Origin of the sequence: Maricaulis parjimensis, assembly GCF_016817355.1 — a bacterium.
GTDB classification, from domain to species: Bacteria; Pseudomonadota; Alphaproteobacteria; order Caulobacterales; family Maricaulaceae; genus Maricaulis; species Maricaulis parjimensis.
Window position 1 is genome coordinate 362,958 of record NZ_JADOTT010000004.1, and the last position, 22,174, is coordinate 385,131.

Sequence of the window (22,174 nt, forward strand, 5' to 3'; positions counted from 1 at the left end):
GAGAGGAGCAATTCGCGTGCCGGTTTCGTGTGAGAGGGGAGCGGCGTGCTAAGCTGCTGCTTCCGCCTCGTCCTCGGCCAGGGCCACCAGAACGTCGCCTTCGGAAACCTGGCTGTCGACGCTGACCGTCAAGGTCTCCACGACACCGTCCCGCGGAGCTGTCAGGGCGTGTTCCATTTTCATGGCTTCCAGCACGACCAGGGCCTGCCCCTTGGTCACGCTGTCACCCTCGGCGACGTTCACCGCGAGCACCTTGCCCGGCATGGGCGCCTTGATCGCACTGGACGCGTCGGCCGCGTCGGCGAGCGCATCCGGGCGGACTTTGGGGAATTCGCCAAACTCGCCGCGCAGGCTGATCCGGATCGTGTCCGGATCGCGCTTGAGCCGGGAATACATGGCCACAACCGGCTCGCCCTCGAATTCGAAGTCGAGATAGCCGCTGAAAGCGTCGGCAGGGCCATATTCGCTGCCGGCAAAGCGGACCTTGTCCAGCTGCAGGACCGCATCGCCAATGCTGACCTGCCAGCTGTCCGGCCCGACCGGCGTGCAGACCGAAGCGAAAGCTTCGTCCTCGAACTGGTGGCGGGTCAAGAGACGGGCCGGCGCATTGATGCGGAAACCGCTGCGCTCGGACCAGATATCGGTGCGACCCCGGTCCGTGGACCGGCGGCCCGCAGACGGCGCCCGCAGCTCGACCAGGGCACAACAGGCCTGCATCAGCGTGCGCGTCCCATTGTCCAGAAGGCTTTCGAGCCGTTCGTCGATAAAGCCGGTATTGAGACGGGCATGGCGGAAATCTTCCGTATCCAGAAGGGTGCGCAGGAAGCCGGCATTGGATTTCACCGGATGCACCCAGCATTCCTCGTCGATGGCGCGCACCAGACGGTCGATCGCGTCACTGCGCGATTGCGAGGAATGGGTGATGATCTTGGCGATCATCGGATCATAGAACATGGTCACTTCATCGCCGCGCTGAACGGCGCTGTCGACGCGGACCACACTGCCCTCCGGATGCGCTGCCAGGGCAAAGCGCAGGCCTTCGGGCAGGCCGAATTCTTCCAGAACACCGATGGAGGGCAGGAAACCACCCTTGGGATCTTCGGCATAGAGGCGCGCCTCGATGGCATGGCCATTGGCGCGGATCGCATCCTGTTCGGGCACAGACCCGCCGGCCGCGACTTTCAGCTGGAGCTCGACGAGATCGAAGCCGGTGATCATCTCGGTGACCGGGTGTTCCACCTGGAGACGCGTATTCATCTCCATGAAGTAGAAGCCGTCCTCGCGCAGCTCCCCGGACCCGTCGACAATGAATTCCACCGTGCCGGCGCCGACATAGCCCACGGCCTTGGCGGCATTGATCGCCGCGGAACACATGGCCTGGCGCACATTCGGCGTCATGCCCGGCGCCGGGGCTTCCTCGATGACTTTCTGGTGGCGGCGCTGCAGCGAGCAGTCGCGCTCGTAGAAGTGCACGACACGGCCGCGCTGGTCGCCGAAGACCTGGACCTCGATATGGCGCGGATTGGTGATGAATTTCTCGATCAGCACGCGGTCATCGCCAAAGCTCTTGGCCGCTTCGCGCTTGCAGCTGTCCAGAGCTGCCGCGAAATCGCCGGCGCTCTCGACCTTGCGCATCCCCTTGCCGCCGCCGCCGGCGACCGCCTTGATCAGAACCGGGAAACCGATCGTCGCGGCGGCTTCGGCCAGGAGTTCGGGATCCTGATTATCGCCATGATAGCCAGGCGTTACCGGCACGCCGGCCTCTTCCATCAGAGCCTTGGCCTTGTCTTTGAGCCCCATGGCCCGGATTGCGCTGGCCGGCGGACCGACGAAAATGATGTCATTCTCGGCACAGGCCTCGGCGAAATCGGCATTTTCCGACAGAAAGCCATAGCCCGGATGGATCGCATCCGCGCCCAGGCGTTTGGCGGCCTCGATGATCTTGCCGCCGAGCAGATAGCTTTCCGACGCGGCAGGCGGTCCGAGCAGGACGGCCTCGTCAGCTTCGCGCACATGGGGCGCATCGGCATCGGCTTCCGAATAGACGGCAATCGTGCGGATACCCATGCGTTGGGCGGTGCGCATGACACGTCGGGCAATCTCGCCGCGATTGGCGATGAGGAGCGTCTTGATCATGGGGTTCCGGACTCGCTCTGTTTCCTGTCGCGACGGTATTGCACAGCTGCGACCAGGACAAAACTGATGATCATCAGAAGATACCAGGAACCCAGCTTCGCCAGGGAGACCATGTGCCAGCTCACCTCCTGTCCGGGATAGGACCAGGCGCGCGCAAACGTGCCGATGTTTTCGGCAAACCAGATGAAGAGCGCGACCAGCAGGAATCCGATCACCAGCGGCATGGGCCGGTGAGCCCGATCCGGCCGGAACCAGACCACGCAGCGGCCATAGATCAGCACCGTTGCCGCGAACAGGATATAGCGGATATCGACGGTGAAATGATGCGCGAAGAAGTTCACGTAAACCGCTGTCGCTAAACACAATTGCAGCCACAAGCTCGGAAATCGGTCGAATCGGAATTCGAAGATTCGCCAGACCCGGGCGAGATAGGATCCGACCGCCGCATACATGAAGCCGGAGAAGAGCGGCACATCGGCAATCCGCAGCAGGGAGGGCTCCGGATAGATCCAGCTGCCCGCCTGCGTCTTGAAGATTTCCATCACCGTTCCGACCACATGGAAGACGGCGATCACCTTCGCCTCCTCCCAGGTTTCCAGCCGGGTCGCGATCAGCGTGACCTGGATGGCCAGCGCCGCCAGCGTCAGGAAATCATAGCGCGCCAGCGCCCAGTCGGCGGGATAGAAAAGGAAGGTTCCCAGCAGCAGCGCCAGCATGAGCCCACCGAACAGGCAGGCCCAGGCCTGTTTGATCCCGAAGGACACAAACTCGAAGATACCCAGCGTCCACGGCCCGCGCACGAACCAGGCCCGCAGGGCTTCCCGGCGCGTATGGAGAAACTGGCGGGGGTCCGGAAAACGGTCGGGCTGTCTCACGCAAAACCTGAACGGCTGTCAGCCGCAGGAAGGTGCCACTCCGGCCGGGGGATTGCTTACCTTAGTGAGTTTGTTGGTCTTGGCCAGAACCGACACCTTGCCCACGCCGGGATTTTCCGGATCGAGCCAGATCATCACGTTGGAAAATTTGGGCTTGAGCTTGCACAAGCGACCGATCCGGCCGGCATTGCCGCCCGTGCCGATACGCACGATTTCACCTGTCTGGAACATGTTTTGCCCTCCCGATCAGTCCGAGCCACCGGCATCGGCCGGATACCCATCCAGCTTCATCAAGTTTTCCCAGGCATCGAACTGGGCGCGGATGGACGCATCGGCCCGGTCCCGGCTTTCATCTGCTCCCGCACCGGACGCGGAGATGGCGTCTTCCTCGGACAGGATGGCCATGCCCATTTCCAGCAGAGCCCGCCGCCGTCCGGCGGACATGGCTTCACGCGTCAGACGGGTTTCCTCGGCATCGGCCAGCGCCGAATTGGCCTGAGCCAGATGATGGCTGCCACTGCCGGATGACTGGGCCGGCACGCCCGCAATCTGGGCTCCCAGCAAAACTGCCTGCGTAGAGACACGGCTGGCCACCGACGCCACGGTTGAGGGGTCGAAGGTCAGCCCTTTTACCGAGAAATCGCCCTGCGAGTTCAGCCGGATGACAATATCGGTATTGCCCATGAAACCGCCGCCATAGGCCTGGTTGAAATTGTCCTGCCAGTGTTCTGCCGGCACCGAGCGTACGGCATAGGCATAACCGCTGCCGACCAGCGATCCATCGCCGATGATCGAGCGCACGGTGGAGCGCAGATCCTCCAACTGTTGCCGCGCCTCTGCCAGAGCCTCTTGCGTTGCATTGTCCGCTTCACCCTCGCCCGCCTCTGCTGCCGGCGCACCCGCCAGTGCCGGTTCGGCTGCGGCGATGAGGCTTGCATTGGCGTCCAGGCTTTCCTCCATACCGTCGATCAGATCGCTGACGCTATCGGTCAACATCTGCTGGGCGGCGATACGCTGCTGCAACACCGTCGAAAAAGTGCCGGCCGAGTAGAATTGCTCACTCCGGTCGGCCCGGAGATAGGCCTCCCTCAGCTGGTGATTGAGCAGGACGGCTTGCGTCAGATACGTCCCGCTATCGGCCATAGCCTCGTCGCGGAACAGGCCGATATCCGAGATTGCAGCTTGCAGCGTCGTCCGTGCCGCCGCGTTCCGGGTTCCGTCATGAGCGGTCTGATAGACGCCCCGCAATCCCGCATAGGCTTCGTTCAGTGCGGCACGGACATCCGCGACCTCACCGCGCACATCCGCTTCGCTTTGGGCCAGATAGGTGAAGGCCTGCCGCCGGCTGGCACTGGCCGCCACATAGGCGCGAACCTCGTCGGCATCGACCACATCGACATTCACTTCCATGCTCGCACAGGCCGCCACGCTCCAGGCGGCGATACACGCGCAGAAGACTCCGAGAAGGCGCTGTCTCATGGCTCCATCTCCTCCATGGCGCGCGTGGACTGGGAATCAAACCAGCCTCTCGCCTCCTCAAAGCTCTCGAACGGCGCTGTGCGGCCCAGACTGCGGGCCAGCAGGTAGAGAGACCGCAGATATTCTTCCCGCGCCTGGTCTCCTGTTTCCGCGCCGGCTGCGCGCTCCAGCGATTGATCGAAGGCCGTGGTCAGGGCGCTGGCGATGGAGGATTGCGTGCTGGCCTGGGCGTTCGAGCGATTGGCGGCCTCGATCCGGTCGCGGCTGAGCAATTGGGTGATCGACTCAACGACCAGCTGGGATTCCGAAAATGCGCCGATCGTCCGGGCCACCGAATCCGCATTGGAACTGAGGATCAGGACGAAGGCACCATTCTTGTCGGTCGGTTGGAAAATCTGGACAGCATCGCCACCCCCGTTTCCATTGCCACTGCCGCTCCCCTCTCCCTGACCCAGAATGGAAAGCTGGCGACTGTCAGAGGTCACCCCTGTTTGGGTGGCATCCTCGGTCCGCAATTCATCGAACAGGAAGTCGACAGCCCGTTCGTCGTAATAGCCGGCGACAAAACGGGATGAGGAAAAAGCGGTATTGGCCCGGACCTGGAGCCGGTAGAACTCAACCGGTTCCCGGCTGCCCTGTCCTTCCGAAGCTTCCGGATAGGCCGCGAAATAATGGGTTTCCCGCACCACGGATCCGCATCCTGCCAGCGCGAAACTGCACAGTGCGGCGACCCAAAGGCTTTTCGGTAGATACGCCAAACCACCCCCCATCTCTGTTTGGAAGGCAGCCTAAGGCAAAGCCTGGCGCATGTACAATTTTCGGTAGTCTACTCCGCCCAGCTTGGCTTGCGGCGTTCCAGGAAGGCGCTGAGGCCTTCCTTGCCTTGTTCACAGGCCCGGCGCTTGGCGATGGCCTTGGCGGTGTGCACGCCCAGGCCGTGATCGATCTCGCGGCCATAGACATCATCGACGAGCTGTTTGGCATCGGCGACAGCGCCCGGAGCCGCGGCAAAGGCGAGCTTGGCGAGGTGTTCCTCCATCGCCGTCATCTCTTCCATGTTTTCCACCGTGTACTGGGCCAGGCCGATCTTCTCGGCGAATGCGCCGTCAAACCCCTCGCCCGAGGCAAACAGGGCGCGCGACCATTTCGGTCCGATCGCCCGAACCACGAAGGGGGAGATCGTCGCCGGGGTCAGGCCGAGGCGAACCTCGGAGAAACGGATCGTGGCATCCTTCATCACCACGCCGACATCACAGGCGGCCAGCAGGCCGGCACCGCCGCCCATGGCCGCACCATGCACCAGGGCCACGGTGAGCTGGGGCAGTTCGTAGAGTTTGCGCAGCATGTTCGCCAGGGCCAGCGCGTCTTCCTCATTGTCCGCCTCGGTGTAGAGGGCTGCCGCCTTCATCCAGTCCAGATCAGCCCCGGCCGAGAAGCTCTTGCCCGATCCGCGCAGGAAGACGATCCGCACCTCATCCTCATTCGCCCGCAGCGTCTCGAACACGTCCGACAGGGCGGAAATCACCTCGGCATTGAAGGCATTGTGCTTGTCGGGACGGTTCAGCGTGACGACAGCGACACCGGCCGGGCTGACATCGAGCAGGACGGGCGTTTCCTCGGACATGGAATTCTCCTGGCAGGGGTTGGTTGCATCTCAGGATTAACGCCGGTCGCCGGACCGGACAATGGGCCAGGGTGCGGCCTTTTGGTGAGACGTGCCCCGCAGCCAAAGAAAAAGGGCTGCCGTTGGGAGGCAGCCCTTTTCCGTTTCCCCTGTCTGCCGCGATCAGTCGCCGCGGAAGACCAGCCCTTTGAGAATGGACAGGATGGTGATGGCCACGAGATAACCGATCGCCATGGCGCCCAGATAGAGCAGATAATCCATTTGCGTGAATTGCTGGGCAAAGACGGCAAAGTCGAAACCGTCAGCCCCGCCGCCACGCACCATCGGCATCACGGTGTCGACGATGACGTGGATGATCACACCGACCACGGTGAAGATCAGGATGGCGCCGAACTCGCGCATGAGCAGGGCCAGGACAAGGGCGATCACGCCCAGTTGGATCCCCAGCGGCATCCAGTCCACAACAGCCCCGTCACCGGCATAGGCCAGAAGGCCCGGCATGAAGAAGTCGATGGCGGGCTGAATATAGCCCATGATTTGATCAAGATATTCCATTTGCGCGGTCCCCTTCCGCAACTACATCGGCCCTACCTTACCCCGTAGAGACCTCTGCGTTAACGATCCTGTGAAACTCAATCCTTGGAAAGCGGGTTCTCCTGACAGGCGAGTTTCATGAACTTTTTATCACAACCCGTTTGATCGCGAACAAAATTCCAATGACGATCAGATAGCCGACAAACAAGACAGCCAGATAACGCCAGTAATGGGCTTCAAGCAGGGACGGCAGGCGCAATCCTCCGGATTCCGCGATCACCGGCGCCAGGATTTCCAGACCCGCATGCGCCAGCACCGCCCCGGCTGCGATCACGGGAAGGCGTGTCCATTTGTTCAGCAGAAAAGCCGCCACGGCCGCGACCAGCAGGCCCAGGACCGCATTCACTTCGGCAAAACCCTCACGGGCAAAGCTCAGAACGACTTCCAGCATGAAACCGGCACATCTCCCCGCCCGTCTTCCGGGCATTCACGGGGAGAAGCTTAGCCAAGATTAACTCTTTGTCACGCGTTTTCCCGAACGGTGTTCAAGAGCAACACTTTGAAATTTCGAGAAGACTTGCGCCACTGCGCGCAACTACTTGGCCTGGCTGCCCCATTTTTTTATGCGCGCCAGCATGCGTGCCCGGCCCTTATCTCCGGCCGCCTCGACCCCGCCGAACACGGTGCGGCGAACAGGCTTGAAGCCGGACATGCCGAACACGCCTTGGGCCAGGCCCTTCAGGCTATGCCCGCCAAAGATCAGCCCATAGGCAAAACCGGGCATGCCCATGGTCACGATGAGGCGGGCCGATTTGCCCTTCATCTTCTGCTCAGGCCACTTGTTGGAGTCCCCGCTCGTATCCAGGAAGAAGGCATTGCGGCCAACCTGTTCGATGAAGGCTTTCAGACGGGCCGGCACCATGCCCAGCCAGAGCGGGAAGACGAGAACGACATGATCAGCGGCCTGGATCTTCTCCTGGGCGTTTCGCACGGGCTCGGAGGGCGGGGTGGCGAATTCCTCGGCCGAGTGCATCAGGTCCAGCGGGATGTCGGCTACCCGGATGCGGGATACGGCATGCCCGGCCGCTTCGGCGCTCTGGGCATAGGCATCCGCCAGGGCCGAAACGAAATGCCCCTCACCCGGATCGGGATGGGCATTGATGACGCAGATCGATTGGGACATGGCCGCACTCCTTGTGCGGTCTTTCTAGCAAACCCCATGACGCCCGCCTGTGTGGCAGGGCGTCGCGCTTACATCCGAAAGATGCCGAACTTCGTCTTCTCGATCGGCGCGTTGAGCGAGGCGGACAGGGACAGGCCCAGCACGCGGCGCGTATCGGCCGGCGCGATGATGCCGTCATCCCAAAGGCGGGCGGTGGAGAAATAGGGATTGCCCTCTTCCTCATAGCGCTCGCGGATCGGGGCCTTGAACTCGGCCTCTTCTTCGGCTGACCACTCCCCGCCCTGGGCTTCCAGTGCATCGCGCTTGACCGTGGCCAGCACGGATGCGGCCTGTTCGCCGCCCATCACGGAGATGCGGGCATTGGGCCACATGAAAAGGAAGCGCGGGGAATAGGCGCGGCCGCACATGCCGTAATTGCCGGCGCCATAGGAGCCGCCAATGATCACGGTGAATTTGGGTCCCTTGAAAGTGGAAACCGCCGTGACGAGCTTGGCGCCGTCCTTGGCGATGCCGCCGGCCTCGTATTTCGAGCCCACCATGAAACCGGTGATATTCTGCAGGAAGACCAGCGGAATGCCGCGCTGGGCGCACAGCTCGATGAAGTGGGCGCCCTTCTGGGCACTCTCCGAGAAGAGAATGCCATTATTGGCAATGATGCCGATGGGCATGCCGTAGAGCCGGGCAAAACCGGTCACCAGGGTCTCGCCATAGAGTTTCTTGAACTCGTCGAATTCAGACCCGTCGACAATGCGGGCGATCACTTCGCGCACATCATAGGGCGCACGCACATCCGTCGGGATGACGCCATTGAGTTCCTGCGGGTCGTATTTCGGTTCGCGCGGCTCGGTGACGTCCAGCTCGACCTTTTTCACGCTGTTCAGCGTGCCGACAATGCGGCGCGCCGTGTCCAGGGCGTGGTCGTCATTGGCGGCATAATGGTCGGCGACACCGGAGGTGCGGGCATGGACATCCGCCCCGCCCAGATCCTCGGCCGAGATCACTTCGCCCGTGGCGGCCTTCACCAGCGGCGGCCCGCCCAGGAAGATCGTGCCCTGTTTGCGCACAATAACGGTTTCATCCGACATGGCCGGGACATAGGCGCCGCCCGCCGTGCACGAGCCCATCACGACGGCAATCTGGGGAATGCCCTCTGCTGACATATTGGCCTGATTGAAGAAGATGCGGCCGAAATGGTCGCGGTCCGGGAAGACATCGGCCTGGTGCGGCAGGTTCGCCCCGCCACTATCGACCAGATAGACGCAGGGCAGCCGGTTCTGCATGGCGATTTCCTGCGCCCGCAGATGCTTCTTCACCGTCATCGGGTAATAGGCCCCGCCCTTGATGGTCGGGTCATTGCACACGATCATGACTTCGCGGCCGGACACACGGCCGATCCCGGCGATCACGCCGGCACCATGCACATTGCCCTCATACATGCCATTGGCCGCCAGCGCACCGATCTCCAGGAAGGGCGAGCCCGGGTCCAGCAGGCGTTCCACCCGGTCGCGCGGCAGGAGCTTGCCGCGGGAGACATGGCGCTCGCGCGAGCGCTCCGATCCCCCCAGCGCAGCCTCGGCCGAGCGGGCTTTCAGCTCTTCAACGAGCGCCGACATGGTGTCGGCATTCTCCCGGAAGGCGGCGGAGTTGGGGTCGATGGCGGAAACGATCTGGGTCATGGATTGGGGCCTGAATTGATCCGTCTTGTCCGCTGCTTACCCTGCCCGCCCCCTCAAACGCAATTGCCCCTGCATCCGTTCATCGAGGTTGAAGCATCCCAAAGGTACCAAATCGGAGGGAAATTCATGCTCAAACACACCGCCATCATCCTGCTGGGCCTGGCCCTGACGACATCCGGAATGGCGCAGGCCCAGGACAATCCGCCGCCCGGCCAGATCATGGTGCTCGGCACATTCCACTTCACCGGCGGCGGCCAGGACATGATCAATCCGGAGGTCGATGATTTCCTCGCCCCACATCGCCAGGCCGAGATCGCCGACGTGCTGGACCGACTGGAAGCCTTTGCACCAACGCGGATCGCCGTGGAGCTGATGCCGGAGCATGAAGCCCGCTTCAATGAGCGCTATGCCGCCTTCCGGGCGGGCGAGCTGGAACTGGGCGTGAATGAGCGCCAGCAGATCGGCATGCGCCTGGCCGCGCGGCTCGGCCATGACCGGCTCTATGCCGTGGATGCCCAGGGCGGGATGGATTTCGAGGCCATGATGGGCAGCGCCGCCGAGGCCGGTCAGGACGCTCTGATGGCCGATTGGGAAACCTATATCGGCGAGGTCCAGACCTATATGTCGGCGATGGATTCACTGGACAACACGATCCTGGACCGGCTCATCCAGGAAAACAGTGCCGAAACGTCTCAATACCACGACCTCTATCTCCTGCTGGCGCAGATGGGCAGCCAGGAGAATTCCGCCGGTGCCCGCGAGATGACGAATTGGTGGGGCCGCAATCTGGAAATCTTTGCCAATGTCGCCCGCATTGCCGAGCCGGGCGAGCGCGTGCTGGTGATTTATGGCTCCGGCCACAAGCGCCTGCTGGATGATTTCGTCGACAGTGCCCCGAATCTCCAATGGGTCGATCCACGCCCCTATCTGGAAGGCGAAGCGGCCGAATAGGCCCGCACCGGCCGGTCATCAAATATTCTTCCGCCGCGGTTTTGCCCGGGCCGCGGCGGATGCACGCCTCCTTCCCGAGCGCGATTTCGAACGCAATGCCTTGGAAGAGACACACTTCTCCCGTAAGGTTTCGATCAAAGACCGGCCGAAAAAACGGGCCGAACCGGGTTTGGGGGGAATGTCAGAATTAACGTCTGATTCAGTCCTCCCACACACGCTGATGGGGATTGAAAGCCGCGGCCTCTATGATGGAGACCAGGGTTTCAAAGGGAGGTAGCAATGAAGCGATACATTGTTGTTTCCATAGGCGTATTCGCCATGGCTACTGCGTCCGCACAGGCGCAGACCTCGGTCGATTCCCAGGCCTGGCTGACCGCTCCGGCAAGCCCGGATGCGAGCGGCTCGATCCGCTGGCGCCTCAGCACGGAAACCAGCACACCCGCCCCTGTCATCCTGTCCGAATCGCATCTGCAGGACCGCGAAGTTTCCGCGATTGCCAGCCAATTCGACTTCTATCCGTTTGGTGAGGAATTCTATCTCTCCGCCGGTACGGTGAGCCGGAATGACCGCGTCCAATTCCCCGGTTCCCAGATCAATGAATCCCAGCCGGCCTGGGCCGCCTTCCCGCATGCCGAGCTCGCTGAAGACCTCGATCGCAACTCCCTTGAGACGCTGACCCGCTATTTCGGTGCCGGTGTCACCGTCCGCACGATCGATGACTGGAGCCTGACCGTGGAAGGCGGCGCTTATTTCCAGGACACGTCCCAGGACCAGATGGTCCTGTTCGACCCGGAAACCGGCGAGCGCATGCGCTTGCTGGAAGATCTCGACCGCATGGATGCCGACGCCGTCGGCGAAACCCAGTCCCGCACGGTCCGCCCGGTCGGACACCTGGTGCTGCGGCGTCGGTTCTAGATCTCGCCAAGACCTCCCGACTTCTTTGATATCGTCATCCCACGGTCCCTGCCACGCAGGGATCCGGGGGACCTGCGCGAACCTGTCGACAGGCGAGTCGAGGTCCCCCGGACAAGCCGGGGGATGACGCGTTGAAGGATGATCAAGGACGATGGATTCAGACCGGAACAGCGCCCCTGTCCCATCCCCCTTCATAAGCAGCGAGGACGCGCCTAGACTGCCTGACGATTCAACAGGCTGCCCCGTCTCATGCCGCTCAACCTCTCCTTCCTGCCCTTCCTGAACCGGGTCGAGAAATCCGTGCTGGATGCTGTCGAGCACGAGGTGGAATGGTTTTGCCTGCCGGCCGGCCAGCTCCTGTTCCGGGAAGGCGATGATGCGGACGCCTTCTATCTGGTCCGCTCCGGCGCGCTGGCGGCCTTCAAGGCCGGCCCGCTCGGCCGGCCCGACCTGCTGGGCTATATCCGCGCCGGTGAACCGGTCGGGGAAATGTCCCTGCTGGACGAGACCCCGCACTCCGCCAGCGTCTATGCCCTGCGCGACAGTGAGCTCGTGCGCCTGCCCAAGGCGAGTTTCGAACGGCTGACGGACAAGCATGCCAGCCTGATGCGCGAGCTCTCCAAGATGATGCTGGCGCGCCTGCGGGGCGGCAACCGGACGGCCGGGTCGGAACCGCGCGTCTTTGCGCTGATCAGCACCTCGCCGACCATTGATTTGGACTATCGCGCCAGCGAGCTGAAATCCGCGCTGCAGACCTTGGGCGTGAGCTGCGCCATTGCCGATGAAAGCTGTGCCGACTGGTCGGGTCAGAAGCTCGACAAGCTGGAGCAGAGCCATGACATCGTCCTGCTGACGGCGCGCTTCTCTGATCCCAATTGGGCCCGCCGCGCCATGGGCCGGGCAGACCGGCTCTGGCTGTTCGCCCGCGCTGATGCACGGCCCTCCCGCCCGCTCCTGCCGGATGATCCCTCACCCGCCATGCGGCTGAAACTCCTCGATGTCGTCCTGCTCAGCCCGCAGGGTGTCTCGGCCGCCTCGCGTCCGCAGGAATGGTCCGACGCCTCCGACGCCTCGCGGGTTTTTCACTGGCGGCAGAAACAGCATGCGGCCGACACGGCGCGCCTGGCCCGGACCCTTGTGGGCAAGTCTGTCGGTCTGGTCGTCTCAGGCGGCGGCGCCCGCGCCTATGCCCATCTCGGCGCGATCCGCGCCCTCCGCGAGGCCGGCATGCATTTCGACTTTGTCGGCGGAGCCTCCATGGGCGCCATCGTGGCGGCTGGTGTGGCGCTGGACTGGAGCGATGACGAGCTGGAAATGCGCATCCGCAAGGCCTTTGTGGAAAGCAATCCGCTGGATGACTGGGCCCTGCCCGTCGTCTCCCTGGCCAAGGGCGAAAAGGTCGACCGGCGGCTCAAGGAGCATTTCGGCGATGTCGAGATTGCCGACATGGCCCGCCCCTATTTCTGCCTCTCTTCCAATCTCGCCTCGGGACGGCCGCATGTGCACCGGTCCGGACGCCTGCGTGACGCCCTGCGCGCCTCGATCGCGATTCCCGGCCTTTTGCCGCCGGTCGTGCATCACGGCCAGATCCTGGTGGATGGCGCCGTCTTCACCAATTTCCCGGCCCGCGAAATGCGCGCCTTCCATCGCGGCCCTGTGGTGGGCAGTGATGTGACCCGCGCCCAGGGCCTCAATCCGGATGACTTCATCGACCCGCCCAATTTCATGGGCTGGGTGCGCCGCCACGGGCTGAAATCCCCGCCACCGATCGCCTCCTTGCTGATGCGCGCGGCCACGGTGGGCGTCGCCGATCATCGCGATATCGGCCGGGAAGCCGCCGACCTCCTCATCCTGCCCAATACGCCGATCGATATCCGCGACTGGGACCGCTTCGACGAAACCGTCGAAGCCGGCCATGAAGCCGCCACCTCCATGCTCGCCGGCCTGGACGACACGATGCGGGCACAGCTGGGCTTGCCTATCGGCTGAAACGCGCCAGTCTTGTTGCCGGGGATCGCGTGAGCGGGGAATCCGGTAGGCAGTGCACGCAAGCGGCACGTAAATTGCGATTTGCCACCAAACGCTTGTGCCCGGGGGAGCAAAACGGGAAGCCGAATGAGGGGTTGGACTGCACTCGTCCTTGCGATCTGCGCACTGCTGAGCCTTGCCGGCTGTCAGCCCGCGGACCGGTCTGCGCGCGAGTCCAATGCCTATCCCCCCGTCGTCGAGGAACGCGTCGCTCTCGTCATCGGTAATGGCGGCTATCGCGAATTCCTGCGACTGCCAGCCGCCCGGGATGATGCTGACATCGTCGCCGATGCCCTGCGGCGTCAGGGTTTCCACCTGATCGGAGGCGGTGCCCTTCACGATCTGGATTGGGCTCAAATGGTTCAATACATGCGGGTTTTCGAAGCCCGTATGCGCGAGGGTGGGGTCGCTGTCTTCTATCATTCCGGCCATGCCGCCCAAATCAATGGCGAGAATTTCCTGGTACCGGTGGACGCCGGCGCGTGGGAAGCCGACACGGTCGATACCGAACTGGTCCGGCTGGCCGGCAGCTTCCGTCCGCCGGCAGGCCGGGAACCGCGGATCAAGCTGGTCATGCTGGACCGCACCCTGCCCGGTCCGCTGCTGGGCGGACCTGTCCCGGTCCTGGACATGACCCTCGCCGAGGAAGTCCTGGAAGCGAACGAAATCCAGATTTTCGCGGCCGCCCCCGGCAGCCGGATCGAGGCCGCCGAGGCCATTCTGGGCAATACCATGTCCAGCAACAGCCCGTCGCCCGACACCTCCGCGGAAAACCCGTCCATCCTGGCCCAGGCATTCGCGGATGCCCTGCGGACGCCCTACGCCCCCATCCTGTCGGTCGCCTATCAGGTCAATGTCATCGTCGCGGATCACACGGATGACCATCAGCACGTGATGACACGCTTTGGAGACGGTCTCGCCGAGGCCGGTCCGCTGGTCGGCTCGGAAGATTCGCGCAGCCTGCTGGCCCGGCTCGATGAGGCGGAACGGCGCGTCCTCTCAACCCAGCGCGCAGAGCGTCAGCCCATCCGCTCCTCGATTTCCGAACTGATCGGGTCGGAAACCCGCTCCATCCAGGCCGTCAGCGATACGGTCGCCACCCTGACCGTCCTCAATATCGACGAGACCTTCCCGCTCTCGCGCTCCGGCCGAATTTTCGTGGGGGATGACGAGACAGAGATCGCCCGGCTGGAAGCCTGGCGCAGGGTGTTGGAGGAGAGCCGCGCCTCCACCCTGGACGACTGGCAGAAATCCGCAGTCCTCTCGGTAACGAGTTCGACCTCGTCCAACCGTCTGCACGCCGCCGGTATCGATGCCATGCTGGAAAATGGCGAGTTCGCCGGCCTGCCGGATGCCATTGAAAGTCTCGCCGAGGACGTCTCCGCTGCGACCCAGACCGCGCGGATCAGTATCGAACGCCGCCGCATCATCGAACGCGCCCTGTTCGAGCTGTCCGGTCGGGGTCACGGCGCCGGGGCCATCGTGTCGGAATTCGACCCCTTGCCGGGCGTGAACGAGCCGGACGGCGGCATCCTGCTGGATGCCCGCCTCAACCGGGCCCGCTCAGCCGTGGCTGATTGCTCGCCGACACCGCTCAATGCCAACCAGATGGAAAGCCTGGCTTCTTTTGCCAGTTCAGTCGGCGTGGAAGCCTTCCAGAACTCCTCGATCTGCCGCCGTCTGGGCGATGGGCAAATGCTCGAAGTCGCTCGCGAGCTGGCTTATTCCTCCTTCACGATCCAGGACGCCACCATTGTCCATGACACCAGGCTGATGCGCCGCCGGGCCTATGAGACCGCCCTCTTCCTGGCCGTCACGGAAGGCGCGGCCCGCGACCGTCTCCACGAGGTCCGTCTCGCCCGCTCCCTGCAGGAACAGGGGATCGAGGTTGCGGCCAATGCCACGGAACAGGAGCTGGAGGCCGCGGCCGTACCGCAATTGGTGACGCTGGAAGCGCCGACGGCCGCCGTGGCACAAGCCTTCTCGGCTGCCGACGGATTGCGCAATGCCGCCTATTTCATCCGCATGTTCGAGGGCCTGGAACTGGACGCCTATCAGGACATTGTCGGGGTCTGGACGATCGGCTTTGGCACGACGGGCCCCGATATCGGTCCGGGCATGCACATCTCTCCAGACCAGGCAATGCGCTACCTGCTCGACTATATCGATGCCGACTGGCGCGCACTGGATGCAGGGATCGACCCGGAGCTCGCCCCCAATGAGCAGGCGGCCCTGCTCTCCCTGTCCTACAATGTGGGCCGGGGACGCGTGGCGGGCAGCACGCTCCTTGCCCAGCTCAATCAGGAGAACCGGGACGAGGCGGCCGAGGAATTCCTGCGCTGGAACCAGGCCCGTGTCGGCGGCGAATTGCAGGTCGTCCGCGGTCTGGACCGCCGGCGCCACGCCGAACGCGCCCTCTTCCTCATCCAGCGCAATCCGGACATCGCGGAAACGGTGATCATGGATCACACCTCGCTGACAGAACGCCCTCAGGATCTGCGAAGCGGCCAGGCCCTGATCGGGTTCGGCCATGTCGGTGATCCCGGCGATCTGCCCCGCCGCGTGGATGCCGTCGCGGCACAGGACCTGTTGCGGACCGAACTCAACGCCACGCGTGCGGACATTTCCAACCGCCTGACCCGCCCGCTCGAACCGCTGCAGATCGAGGCCCTGACCATCATGGCCTATGCGATGGGCATGGACCGGTTCCAGCGCACGCCCATCCTGACCTATATCAATGAGGGCAATACCCAGGCGGCCCTGGCCGCAATCGGCTACTGGGATGACAGCCAGATCGGGGCCGGCGGTCGGCAAGTCGAAAACTGGAGCGCATTGCGTTCCAATGCCGCCGCCCTGTTCACGATGGGATTCCGCTCATGATGCGTTTGCCCGGTCTTTTCCCGCTCAGTCTGATGGCCCTGCTCGCCAGCCTGTCCCTGACCGCTCCGGCGCTGCCCCAGACGGACACGCTGGCCAGTGTCCGGGAACGCGGACATTTGCGCTGCGGCATCAATCCCTTCCAGCAGGGCATGGCTGTTGAGGATGGCGGACGCTGGCTGGGCATGGGGCCGGATTTGTGCCGCGCCTTTGCCGCGGCCACGCTGGGTGACCCCAATGCGGTGATCTACATCCCGGTCACGGCGCGCACGCGTTTTCCGGCCCTGCAGTCAGGCGAGATCGATGTCCTGGTGCGCACAACGACCTGGACCTTCACCCGCGACACTTCCCTCGGCGCCGATTTCATCGGCCCCTTCTATGTCGAGCAGGAACGCATCCTGGTGCGCCGCGATACCGGCCTGACCGAATTCGAACAATTGGACGGGCAGCGCATCTGCACGATCGCCGGCAGTCTCACCGAATCCGTGATGCAGAATCGCGAACAGGCGACCGGCATCGATATCGAGACCGTGCCGGTCGGTGACACGATCGAATACCGCGCAGCCTATGAGGCCGGGCGCTGTATCGGCGTGACGGACGGCCAGGCGGGGCTGACCGCCTTGCGCGCCCTTATGGATGATCCGGACGCGCATGTTTTCATCAACGGCAATATGGCGATCTCTCCGCTCTCGATTGCCGTGCGCCATGGCGATGATCACTGGGAAGACATCATCCGATGGACGTTCAATGCGCTGGCAAGCGCGGAGGAGCTGGGGATCACCCAGACCAATGTCCAGCGCCTGTCGACCCAGTCACGCCATCCCATCATTTATCGCCTGATCAATGCAGAGGGCGGGTCCGGCGACAGTCTGGGCCTGGACACGGACTGGGCCTTCCGGGCGATCCAGGCCGTGGGAAATCTGGGTGAAATCTATGAGCGCGCCTTCGGTGAGGGCAGTGACCTCGTGATCCCGCGAGGCCCGAGCGCGCTGTGGCGGGATGGTGGCATGATCGTCACCCCTCCCTTCGAATAGGCGGATTGATGATGACCCGTTGGATCCCGTCCTTCCTGATCGCCCTTGTCGCGCTGACCGCGGCCGGACAACCCGCACACGCCCAGCGTGACCGGCTCGCTGCCGTGCAGGAGCGCGGCTATCTGCGCTGCGGCGTCAATCCGGGGCAAATGGGGATATCCATGGCCAATGCGGCCGGCGAATGGATTGGCATGTCCGCCGATCTGTGCCGCGCCCTCGCCGCCGCCACGCTGGGCGATCCCGATGCTAATGAATTCGTGCCGGTGACGGCCGGCAACCGGTTTGAGGCCCTGCGCAATGGCCAGATCGATGTCCTGCTGCGCAATACGACGTGGACCTTCACCCGCGATGTCACCCAGGGCACGCAATTCATCGGCCCCTTCTTCGTTGACGAGGAGAAGGTGATGGTGAGCCGCGATAGCGGAATCGAGGACCTGTCCCAGCTGCACCAGCGCACTGTGTGCGTGATCACTGGCGGGCCGTCCGAAGTGATCATGAATGACCTCGCCTTCTCGGCGAATGCCCAGATCAATCTCGTCCCCGTCGGCAGTGCGGAACAATACCGCCAGGCCTATCTGGACGGGCGCTGTGTGGGGATTTCCGACGGCCAGGCAGCCCTGCAGGCCATGCGCGTCTCCCTGCCCGACCCGGACCAGCATTTCTTCATTGGCGAACGCCTCGCCTATTCCCCGCTCTCCATCGGAGTGCGCGAAGGCGATGACCGCTGGGCCGACATCGTGCGCTGGACCTTTTACGCGCTGGCCACGGCAGAGGAATATGGCGTCACCCAGGAGAGCGTCGGCAACCTCATGCCGGACATCTCCAACCCAGCTCTTTATCGCATGCTGAACCCGGATTCCGGCGCGGCAGACGCAATGGGGCTGGAGCCCGACTGGGCCCGAAGGGCCATTCAAGCGGCTGGAAACCTGCAGGAAATCTATGACCGGGCCTTCGGCGAAGGCACGGTCATGGCGATCCCGCGTGGCCCGAGCGCCCTGTGGCGTGATGGCGGCATGATCCTGCCGCCGCCCTTCTAGCGGGAATAGGACTCCACCCAGTTCCGCAGGAGCAGCGCGCGTTCGGCGGTCCGCTCGGTCCGGCACTGGGCGGCCTGCGCATTGGCCAGGGGCTCGTGCGGGTGGAAACTGCCCACGAAGTCACAATCGCGGACCGTCGACTGAACCCAGGCCTGCTGGGCCTGCATCAGCACGTCCCGGCGCTCGCCGCTGATGGCCGGCATCAAAACGTCCAGGCTGGCGCTCATGCGCGACGACCAGGCCTCCGCCTCGGCCTCATAGCAGGACTCGCGAATGGCCGCCGTCGGCAAGTCACCGGACAGGTCAATGCAATTGGACGCGTATTCGAACACACAGCGCGCCGGATCACCCTCACCGCGTTCCCGGTAGAGGCACATTTCGATCGTGTCAGAGGCTGACAATTGCGGCATGGCTGGCGCGCTGTCCGACGCGGGCGGTGCGGCCTGGGCACAGGCAGAGAAAGCCAGAATCGACGCCAAACTCAGGACAGCACGCATGAAAAAGCTCCGGACAGAAGGTCTGCCCAGAGCCTAATCTTGCGCGGTGGTGGAGACCAGCCCTAAGCGGTCTCGCCGAACAATTCCCGGCCGATCAGCCAGCGGCGGATTTCCGACGTGCCGGCGCCGATCTCGTAGAGCTTGGCGTCGCGCAGCAGACGGCCCGTCGGGTATTCATTGATATAGCCATTGCCGCCCAGCAACTGGATCGCGTCCAGCGCCATCTGGGTGGCATTCTCGGCCGCGTAGAGGATGGCGCCAGCGGCGTCCTTGCGCGTGGTCTCACCGCGGTCACAGGCCTGGGCGACGGCATAGACATAGGCGCGCGTGGCATTCATGCGCACATACATGTCGGCCAGCTTGCCCTGGACCAGCTGGAATTCACCGATGGAGCGGCCGAACTGGTGGCGCTCGCGGACATAGGGCATCACGACATCCATACAGGCCTGCATGATGCCGACCGGGCCGGAAGACAGGACGGCGCGCTCATAGTCGAGACCCGACATCAGCACTTCCACACCGCCATTGAGCGGGCCCATCACATTCTCTTCGGGCACTTCGCAGTCCTCGAAGACCAGCTCACCGGTTTCCGAACCGCGCATGCCCAGCTTGTCGAGCTTCTGGGCAACGGAGAAACCCTTGAAATCCCGCTCGATCAGGAAGGCCGTGATGCCGCGCGAACCGGCATCCGGTTCGGTCTTGGCATAGACGACCAGCGTGTCGGCCGCCGGCGCATTCGTGATCCACATTTTCGAGCCGTTGAGCACATAGCGATCGCCGCGCTTCTCGGCCTTCAAACGCATGGAGACGACATCGGACCCGGCCCCCGGTTCGGACATGGCCAGAGCGCCGACATGCTCGCCGGAGATGAGTTTGGGCAAATAGCGGGCACGCTGTTCCTCACTGCCCCACCGGCGCAGCTGGTTGACGCAGAGATTGGAGTGCGCGCCATAGGACAGGCCGACCGAAGCCGAGGCGCGGGAAATCTCTTCCATCGCCACGACATGTTCCAGATAGCCCAGACCGGACCCGCCCTGCTCTTCCTCGACGGTGATGCCGAGCAGGCCCAGATCGCCCATCTTGCGCCACAGATCGGCGGGAAAGACGTCGCTCTGGTCGATCTCGGCCGCCCGCGGGGCGATCTCGTCGGACGCAAAGGAACGGACGGTGTCACGGATCATGTCAGCCGTGTCACCGAGGTGGAAATCAAGCGTGGGGTATTGGTTCGAAATCATGCTGCGCGATGTATCACGCGCGCCGATCCGGTCAAGATGAAAGGGTGAAACCGTTGAAATACTTTGCCGCAATCAAGCGGGTTTTCTGCGGTTTCCTTTCAACCTTCCGACAATTGCCGAGACCATCGGCCACGCAGAGGCCAGCATGAGAAAGACCCCGCCGATCGTGGCCCAGCCATCAATCGTCAGATTTCGCTCGCTGAGCATCCAGCCCCAATCCCCATGGGTGACAGCCAGGCCGTAGCCCGCCACCACACAGCCGGCGATGAAAATGGAGAGGAAGCCCCAAATCCCGTCATCGGCCCGGCGCAGCGGTTTTTCGCGGCTCGGCGGCACGTCGGAGGCCAGATCCTGCGGCGAGAAGTCCTCGTCCAGCAGCGGATCGACATCTTCCACCAGCGGATCATGGTCCGGACCGGTCAGGGCCGGCTTGGCCGAGACAGCCCGGGCCTCACCCGCCACTTCACCAACCGCACCCTGCGCTTCGGCATGGTGGTCGGCCGGATGCGGCGGCGGATTGTCATCACCGGCCACGCTGACCGCGCGCTCGACGATTTCAGCGACCACACCCGTCTGGGCATCATCCTCTGCGACCGGCTCATCCGCGACAGCCTCAGCGTCCGCGGTCGGCTCGATTTCAGGCTCGGTCTCCGGCGCACTTTCAACCGCGGGAACCGCAGCGGCCGTACCGGCCGGTATCAGGCTGGCCGCCTGGACCGAAGAGCGGTGCGGGCGCGCCTCTGCTTCCGGTGCGACGTCCGGGGCGACGTCCGGGGCCGCTTCAGCGACCGCTTGACGGTTGGCCGCCTGCGGGTGTTCCCGCTCGGGCTGCGGACGGAAACGGCCGGCCATGATGGCGGTGAAGGCATAGCCCAAGGGCGTGCCCGCCGGCAGGTCCAGCGCGTATTCGGCCGGGCGTTCAATCCGGGCAGCCGCTTCGGCGGGCGCTGCCGGAATGTCTGTTTGTGCCGCCGGTTCGATCACCCAGTCCGGCGCTGTTTTGGCTTCCGGCTTGGGGGCAGGCTCGACCGGCGCGCGGCGGCGCAGCGGGCCATTCTTCACGAAGGCAAAACCCAGACGCGTATCCGCCGGCAGCGGCTCGACCGGTTCAGCCAGCGCTTCGGCCGGCTCGTCTTCGGTCACGGCCTCGACGGTTTCTTCGGCTGCAACCGGCGCCGTATCGGCTTCGATGGCTTCAGAAACGCGCGCCAGAACATCCGCCTCAATGGCCGCCGTATCGGTCTCTTCAACCGTGTCGGCGTCACCCTGCGGGATTTCAGCGACCGGCTCGTCTTCGGGCTCAACCGCCTGGTATTCGCCCTCAATCGGGTCATCCCGGCGGTCGGAGAGTGCGGCTTCGATGGAATCGACAGCGGTTTCAGCCGCCAGGGCTTCACGCTCTTCCAGCGGCATGGCTTCGACCGTGGCCAGGATGCGGGCAATCTCGGCTTCCGCCTCACGGCGGCTGGAGATGCGGCGATCCGGCATGGGCGGCGGCGGCGGCGCGAAATCCTCGACGGGGGCCGGCGGCGGACCACCGGCAACCGCGCCTTCCAGCACACGCTCCTCATTGGGGTGCTCGACCTTGATCACCAATTCCACCGGCTGCGACTTGGCCGGAACCGGCTGCAGCGCGTCCAGGAACATCGTGCTCTCGGCCTCACGGCGCGGATTTGTGCCATCGCCATGGGCTGCCAGCGCCTCACCGGCCGCTTCCAGCCGTCCCTCGAAGAGATAGCGTGCCACATCGGAGCGCTTGAAGGCGTTCAGCCCGATATCATGGACGAAGGAAATCAGCGCATCGCGCTGGCCGCGCGACACCGGAATGGACAGGGTCTCGTCGATCGCCTCTTCCGCCCGCATGACGTCATAGATCAGCAGGAGGGAGGCTTCTTCCTCGGACACGCTGATCCCGCCCCGGGCCGCAGCGCGATGGCCATAGCCGACAACCCAGCGGCCATCATCACCCCGTTCAGCGGTCTGCCGGAAGGGCTCGAAGCGCTTGATCAGGTCGCGGGCGGCCGGAGAAGATTTCAGTCGCGGTTTCATCATGTACCGTTTCGGGACGTCACACAGCTTGTTCCCGGCCTGCC

At 63.8% G+C, this 22,174-nt stretch carries 19 protein-coding genes; 6 read left to right on the plus strand and 13 right to left on the minus strand.

Features of this window, described 5'->3' with window-relative positions; translation table 11 throughout:
* Positions 1 to 48: 48 nt before the first annotated feature.
* The 10 genes from I0K07_RS09305 to I0K07_RS09350 form a co-directional block, all read right to left on the minus strand.
* Positions 49 to 2,136 carry an acetyl/propionyl/methylcrotonyl-CoA carboxylase subunit alpha gene (locus tag I0K07_RS09305; RefSeq protein WP_203292668.1) on the minus strand — a complete coding sequence of 696 codons (2,088 nt, stop codon included), beginning with the start codon at positions 2,134 to 2,136 and terminating at the stop codon, positions 49 to 51.
* A complete protein-coding gene (locus tag I0K07_RS09310; protein WP_203292729.1) occupies positions 2,133 to 2,936 on the minus strand; it encodes a DUF817 domain-containing protein in 804 nt (267 codons plus the stop codon). Before I0K07_RS09310 ends, I0K07_RS09305 begins: the two co-directional genes overlap by 4 nt.
* A 93-nt stretch (positions 2,937 to 3,029) precedes the next feature.
* Positions 3,030 to 3,242: a hypothetical protein gene (locus I0K07_RS09315; RefSeq protein ID WP_203292670.1), complete on the minus strand. Its 213-nt coding sequence runs from the start codon at positions 3,240 to 3,242 to the stop codon at positions 3,030 to 3,032.
* Between the two features lie 15 nt (positions 3,243 to 3,257).
* A complete protein-coding gene (locus I0K07_RS09320; RefSeq protein WP_203292672.1) occupies positions 3,258 to 4,490 on the minus strand; it encodes a hypothetical protein in 1,233 nt (410 codons plus the stop codon).
* On the minus strand, positions 4,487 to 5,179 hold the full coding sequence (locus I0K07_RS09325) for a hypothetical protein (protein WP_203292674.1): 693 nt from the start codon (positions 5,177 to 5,179) through the stop codon (positions 4,487 to 4,489). Before I0K07_RS09325 ends, I0K07_RS09320 begins: the two co-directional genes overlap by 4 nt.
* Positions 5,180 to 5,316: 137 nt before the next feature.
* Entirely contained in the window at positions 5,317 to 6,114 is a 798-nt protein-coding gene (locus I0K07_RS09330; protein WP_203292676.1) for an enoyl-CoA hydratase-related protein, read from the minus strand.
* A 162-nt stretch (positions 6,115 to 6,276) separates the two neighbouring features.
* Positions 6,277 to 6,669: a hypothetical protein gene (locus tag I0K07_RS09335; RefSeq protein WP_203292678.1), complete on the minus strand. Its 393-nt coding sequence runs from the start codon at positions 6,667 to 6,669 to the stop codon at positions 6,277 to 6,279.
* Between the two features lie 115 nt (positions 6,670 to 6,784).
* On the minus strand, positions 6,785 to 7,099 hold the full coding sequence (locus I0K07_RS09340) for a hypothetical protein (RefSeq protein ID WP_203292680.1): 315 nt from the start codon (positions 7,097 to 7,099) through the stop codon (positions 6,785 to 6,787).
* Positions 7,100 to 7,243: 144 nt separating this feature from the next.
* Positions 7,244 to 7,831, minus strand: coding sequence for an NAD(P)H-dependent oxidoreductase (locus I0K07_RS09345; protein ID WP_203292682.1), 588 nt, complete (start codon positions 7,829 to 7,831; stop codon positions 7,244 to 7,246).
* Between the two features lie 68 nt (positions 7,832 to 7,899).
* Positions 7,900 to 9,507, minus strand: a complete 1,608-nt coding sequence (locus I0K07_RS09350; RefSeq protein ID WP_203292683.1) for a carboxyl transferase domain-containing protein — start codon at positions 9,505 to 9,507, stop codon at positions 7,900 to 7,902.
* A gap of 126 nt (positions 9,508 to 9,633) precedes the next feature.
* On the opposite strand from I0K07_RS09350, the gene I0K07_RS09355 reads away from it, so the two are divergent.
* The 6 genes from I0K07_RS09355 to I0K07_RS09380 all read left to right on the plus strand — a co-directional run bounded on the left by I0K07_RS09355 (position 9,634) and on the right by I0K07_RS09380 (position 18,349).
* Complete coding sequence (locus I0K07_RS09355) at positions 9,634 to 10,458, plus strand: DUF5694 domain-containing protein (protein ID WP_203292685.1); 825 nt, start codon at positions 9,634 to 9,636, stop codon at positions 10,456 to 10,458.
* Between the two features lie 318 nt (positions 10,459 to 10,776).
* The gene (locus I0K07_RS09360; protein WP_203292687.1) at positions 10,777 to 11,373 is read left to right on the plus strand and encodes a hypothetical protein; all 597 of its coding nucleotides are present in this window, start codon (positions 10,777 to 10,779) and stop codon (positions 11,371 to 11,373) included.
* Positions 11,374 to 11,622: 249 nt separating this feature from the next.
* Positions 11,623 to 13,362 (plus strand): patatin-like phospholipase family protein, encoded by a 1,740-nt coding sequence (locus tag I0K07_RS09365; protein ID WP_203292690.1) that lies wholly within the window; start codon positions 11,623 to 11,625, stop codon positions 13,360 to 13,362.
* A 126-nt stretch (positions 13,363 to 13,488) separates the two neighbouring features.
* The gene (locus I0K07_RS09370) at positions 13,489 to 16,281 is read left to right on the plus strand and encodes a glycoside hydrolase family protein (RefSeq protein WP_203292691.1); all 2,793 of its coding nucleotides are present in this window, start codon (positions 13,489 to 13,491) and stop codon (positions 16,279 to 16,281) included.
* Positions 16,278 to 17,312, plus strand: a complete 1,035-nt coding sequence (locus tag I0K07_RS09375; RefSeq protein ID WP_203292692.1) for a transporter substrate-binding domain-containing protein — start codon at positions 16,278 to 16,280, stop codon at positions 17,310 to 17,312. The genes I0K07_RS09370 and I0K07_RS09375 overlap by 4 nt, the downstream gene beginning before the upstream one ends.
* An 11-nt stretch (positions 17,313 to 17,323) precedes the next feature.
* The gene (locus I0K07_RS09380) at positions 17,324 to 18,349 is read left to right on the plus strand and encodes a transporter substrate-binding domain-containing protein (protein WP_203292693.1); all 1,026 of its coding nucleotides are present in this window, start codon (positions 17,324 to 17,326) and stop codon (positions 18,347 to 18,349) included.
* Here the strand turns inward: I0K07_RS09380 and I0K07_RS09385 are convergent.
* From I0K07_RS09385 to I0K07_RS09395, 3 genes are all read right to left on the minus strand, one after another.
* A complete protein-coding gene (locus I0K07_RS09385) occupies positions 18,346 to 18,846 on the minus strand; it encodes a lysozyme inhibitor LprI family protein (protein WP_203292694.1) in 501 nt (166 codons plus the stop codon). The two genes, I0K07_RS09380 and I0K07_RS09385, sit on opposite strands and share 4 nt — an antisense overlap.
* A 62-nt stretch (positions 18,847 to 18,908) precedes the next feature.
* A complete protein-coding gene (locus tag I0K07_RS09390; protein ID WP_203292695.1) occupies positions 18,909 to 20,081 on the minus strand; it encodes an acyl-CoA dehydrogenase family protein in 1,173 nt (390 codons plus the stop codon).
* A gap of 72 nt (positions 20,082 to 20,153) precedes the next feature.
* On the minus strand, positions 20,154 to 22,133 hold the full coding sequence (locus I0K07_RS09395; protein ID WP_203292696.1) for a lysozyme: 1,980 nt from the start codon (positions 22,131 to 22,133) through the stop codon (positions 20,154 to 20,156).
* Positions 22,134 to 22,174 lie beyond the last annotated feature (41 nt).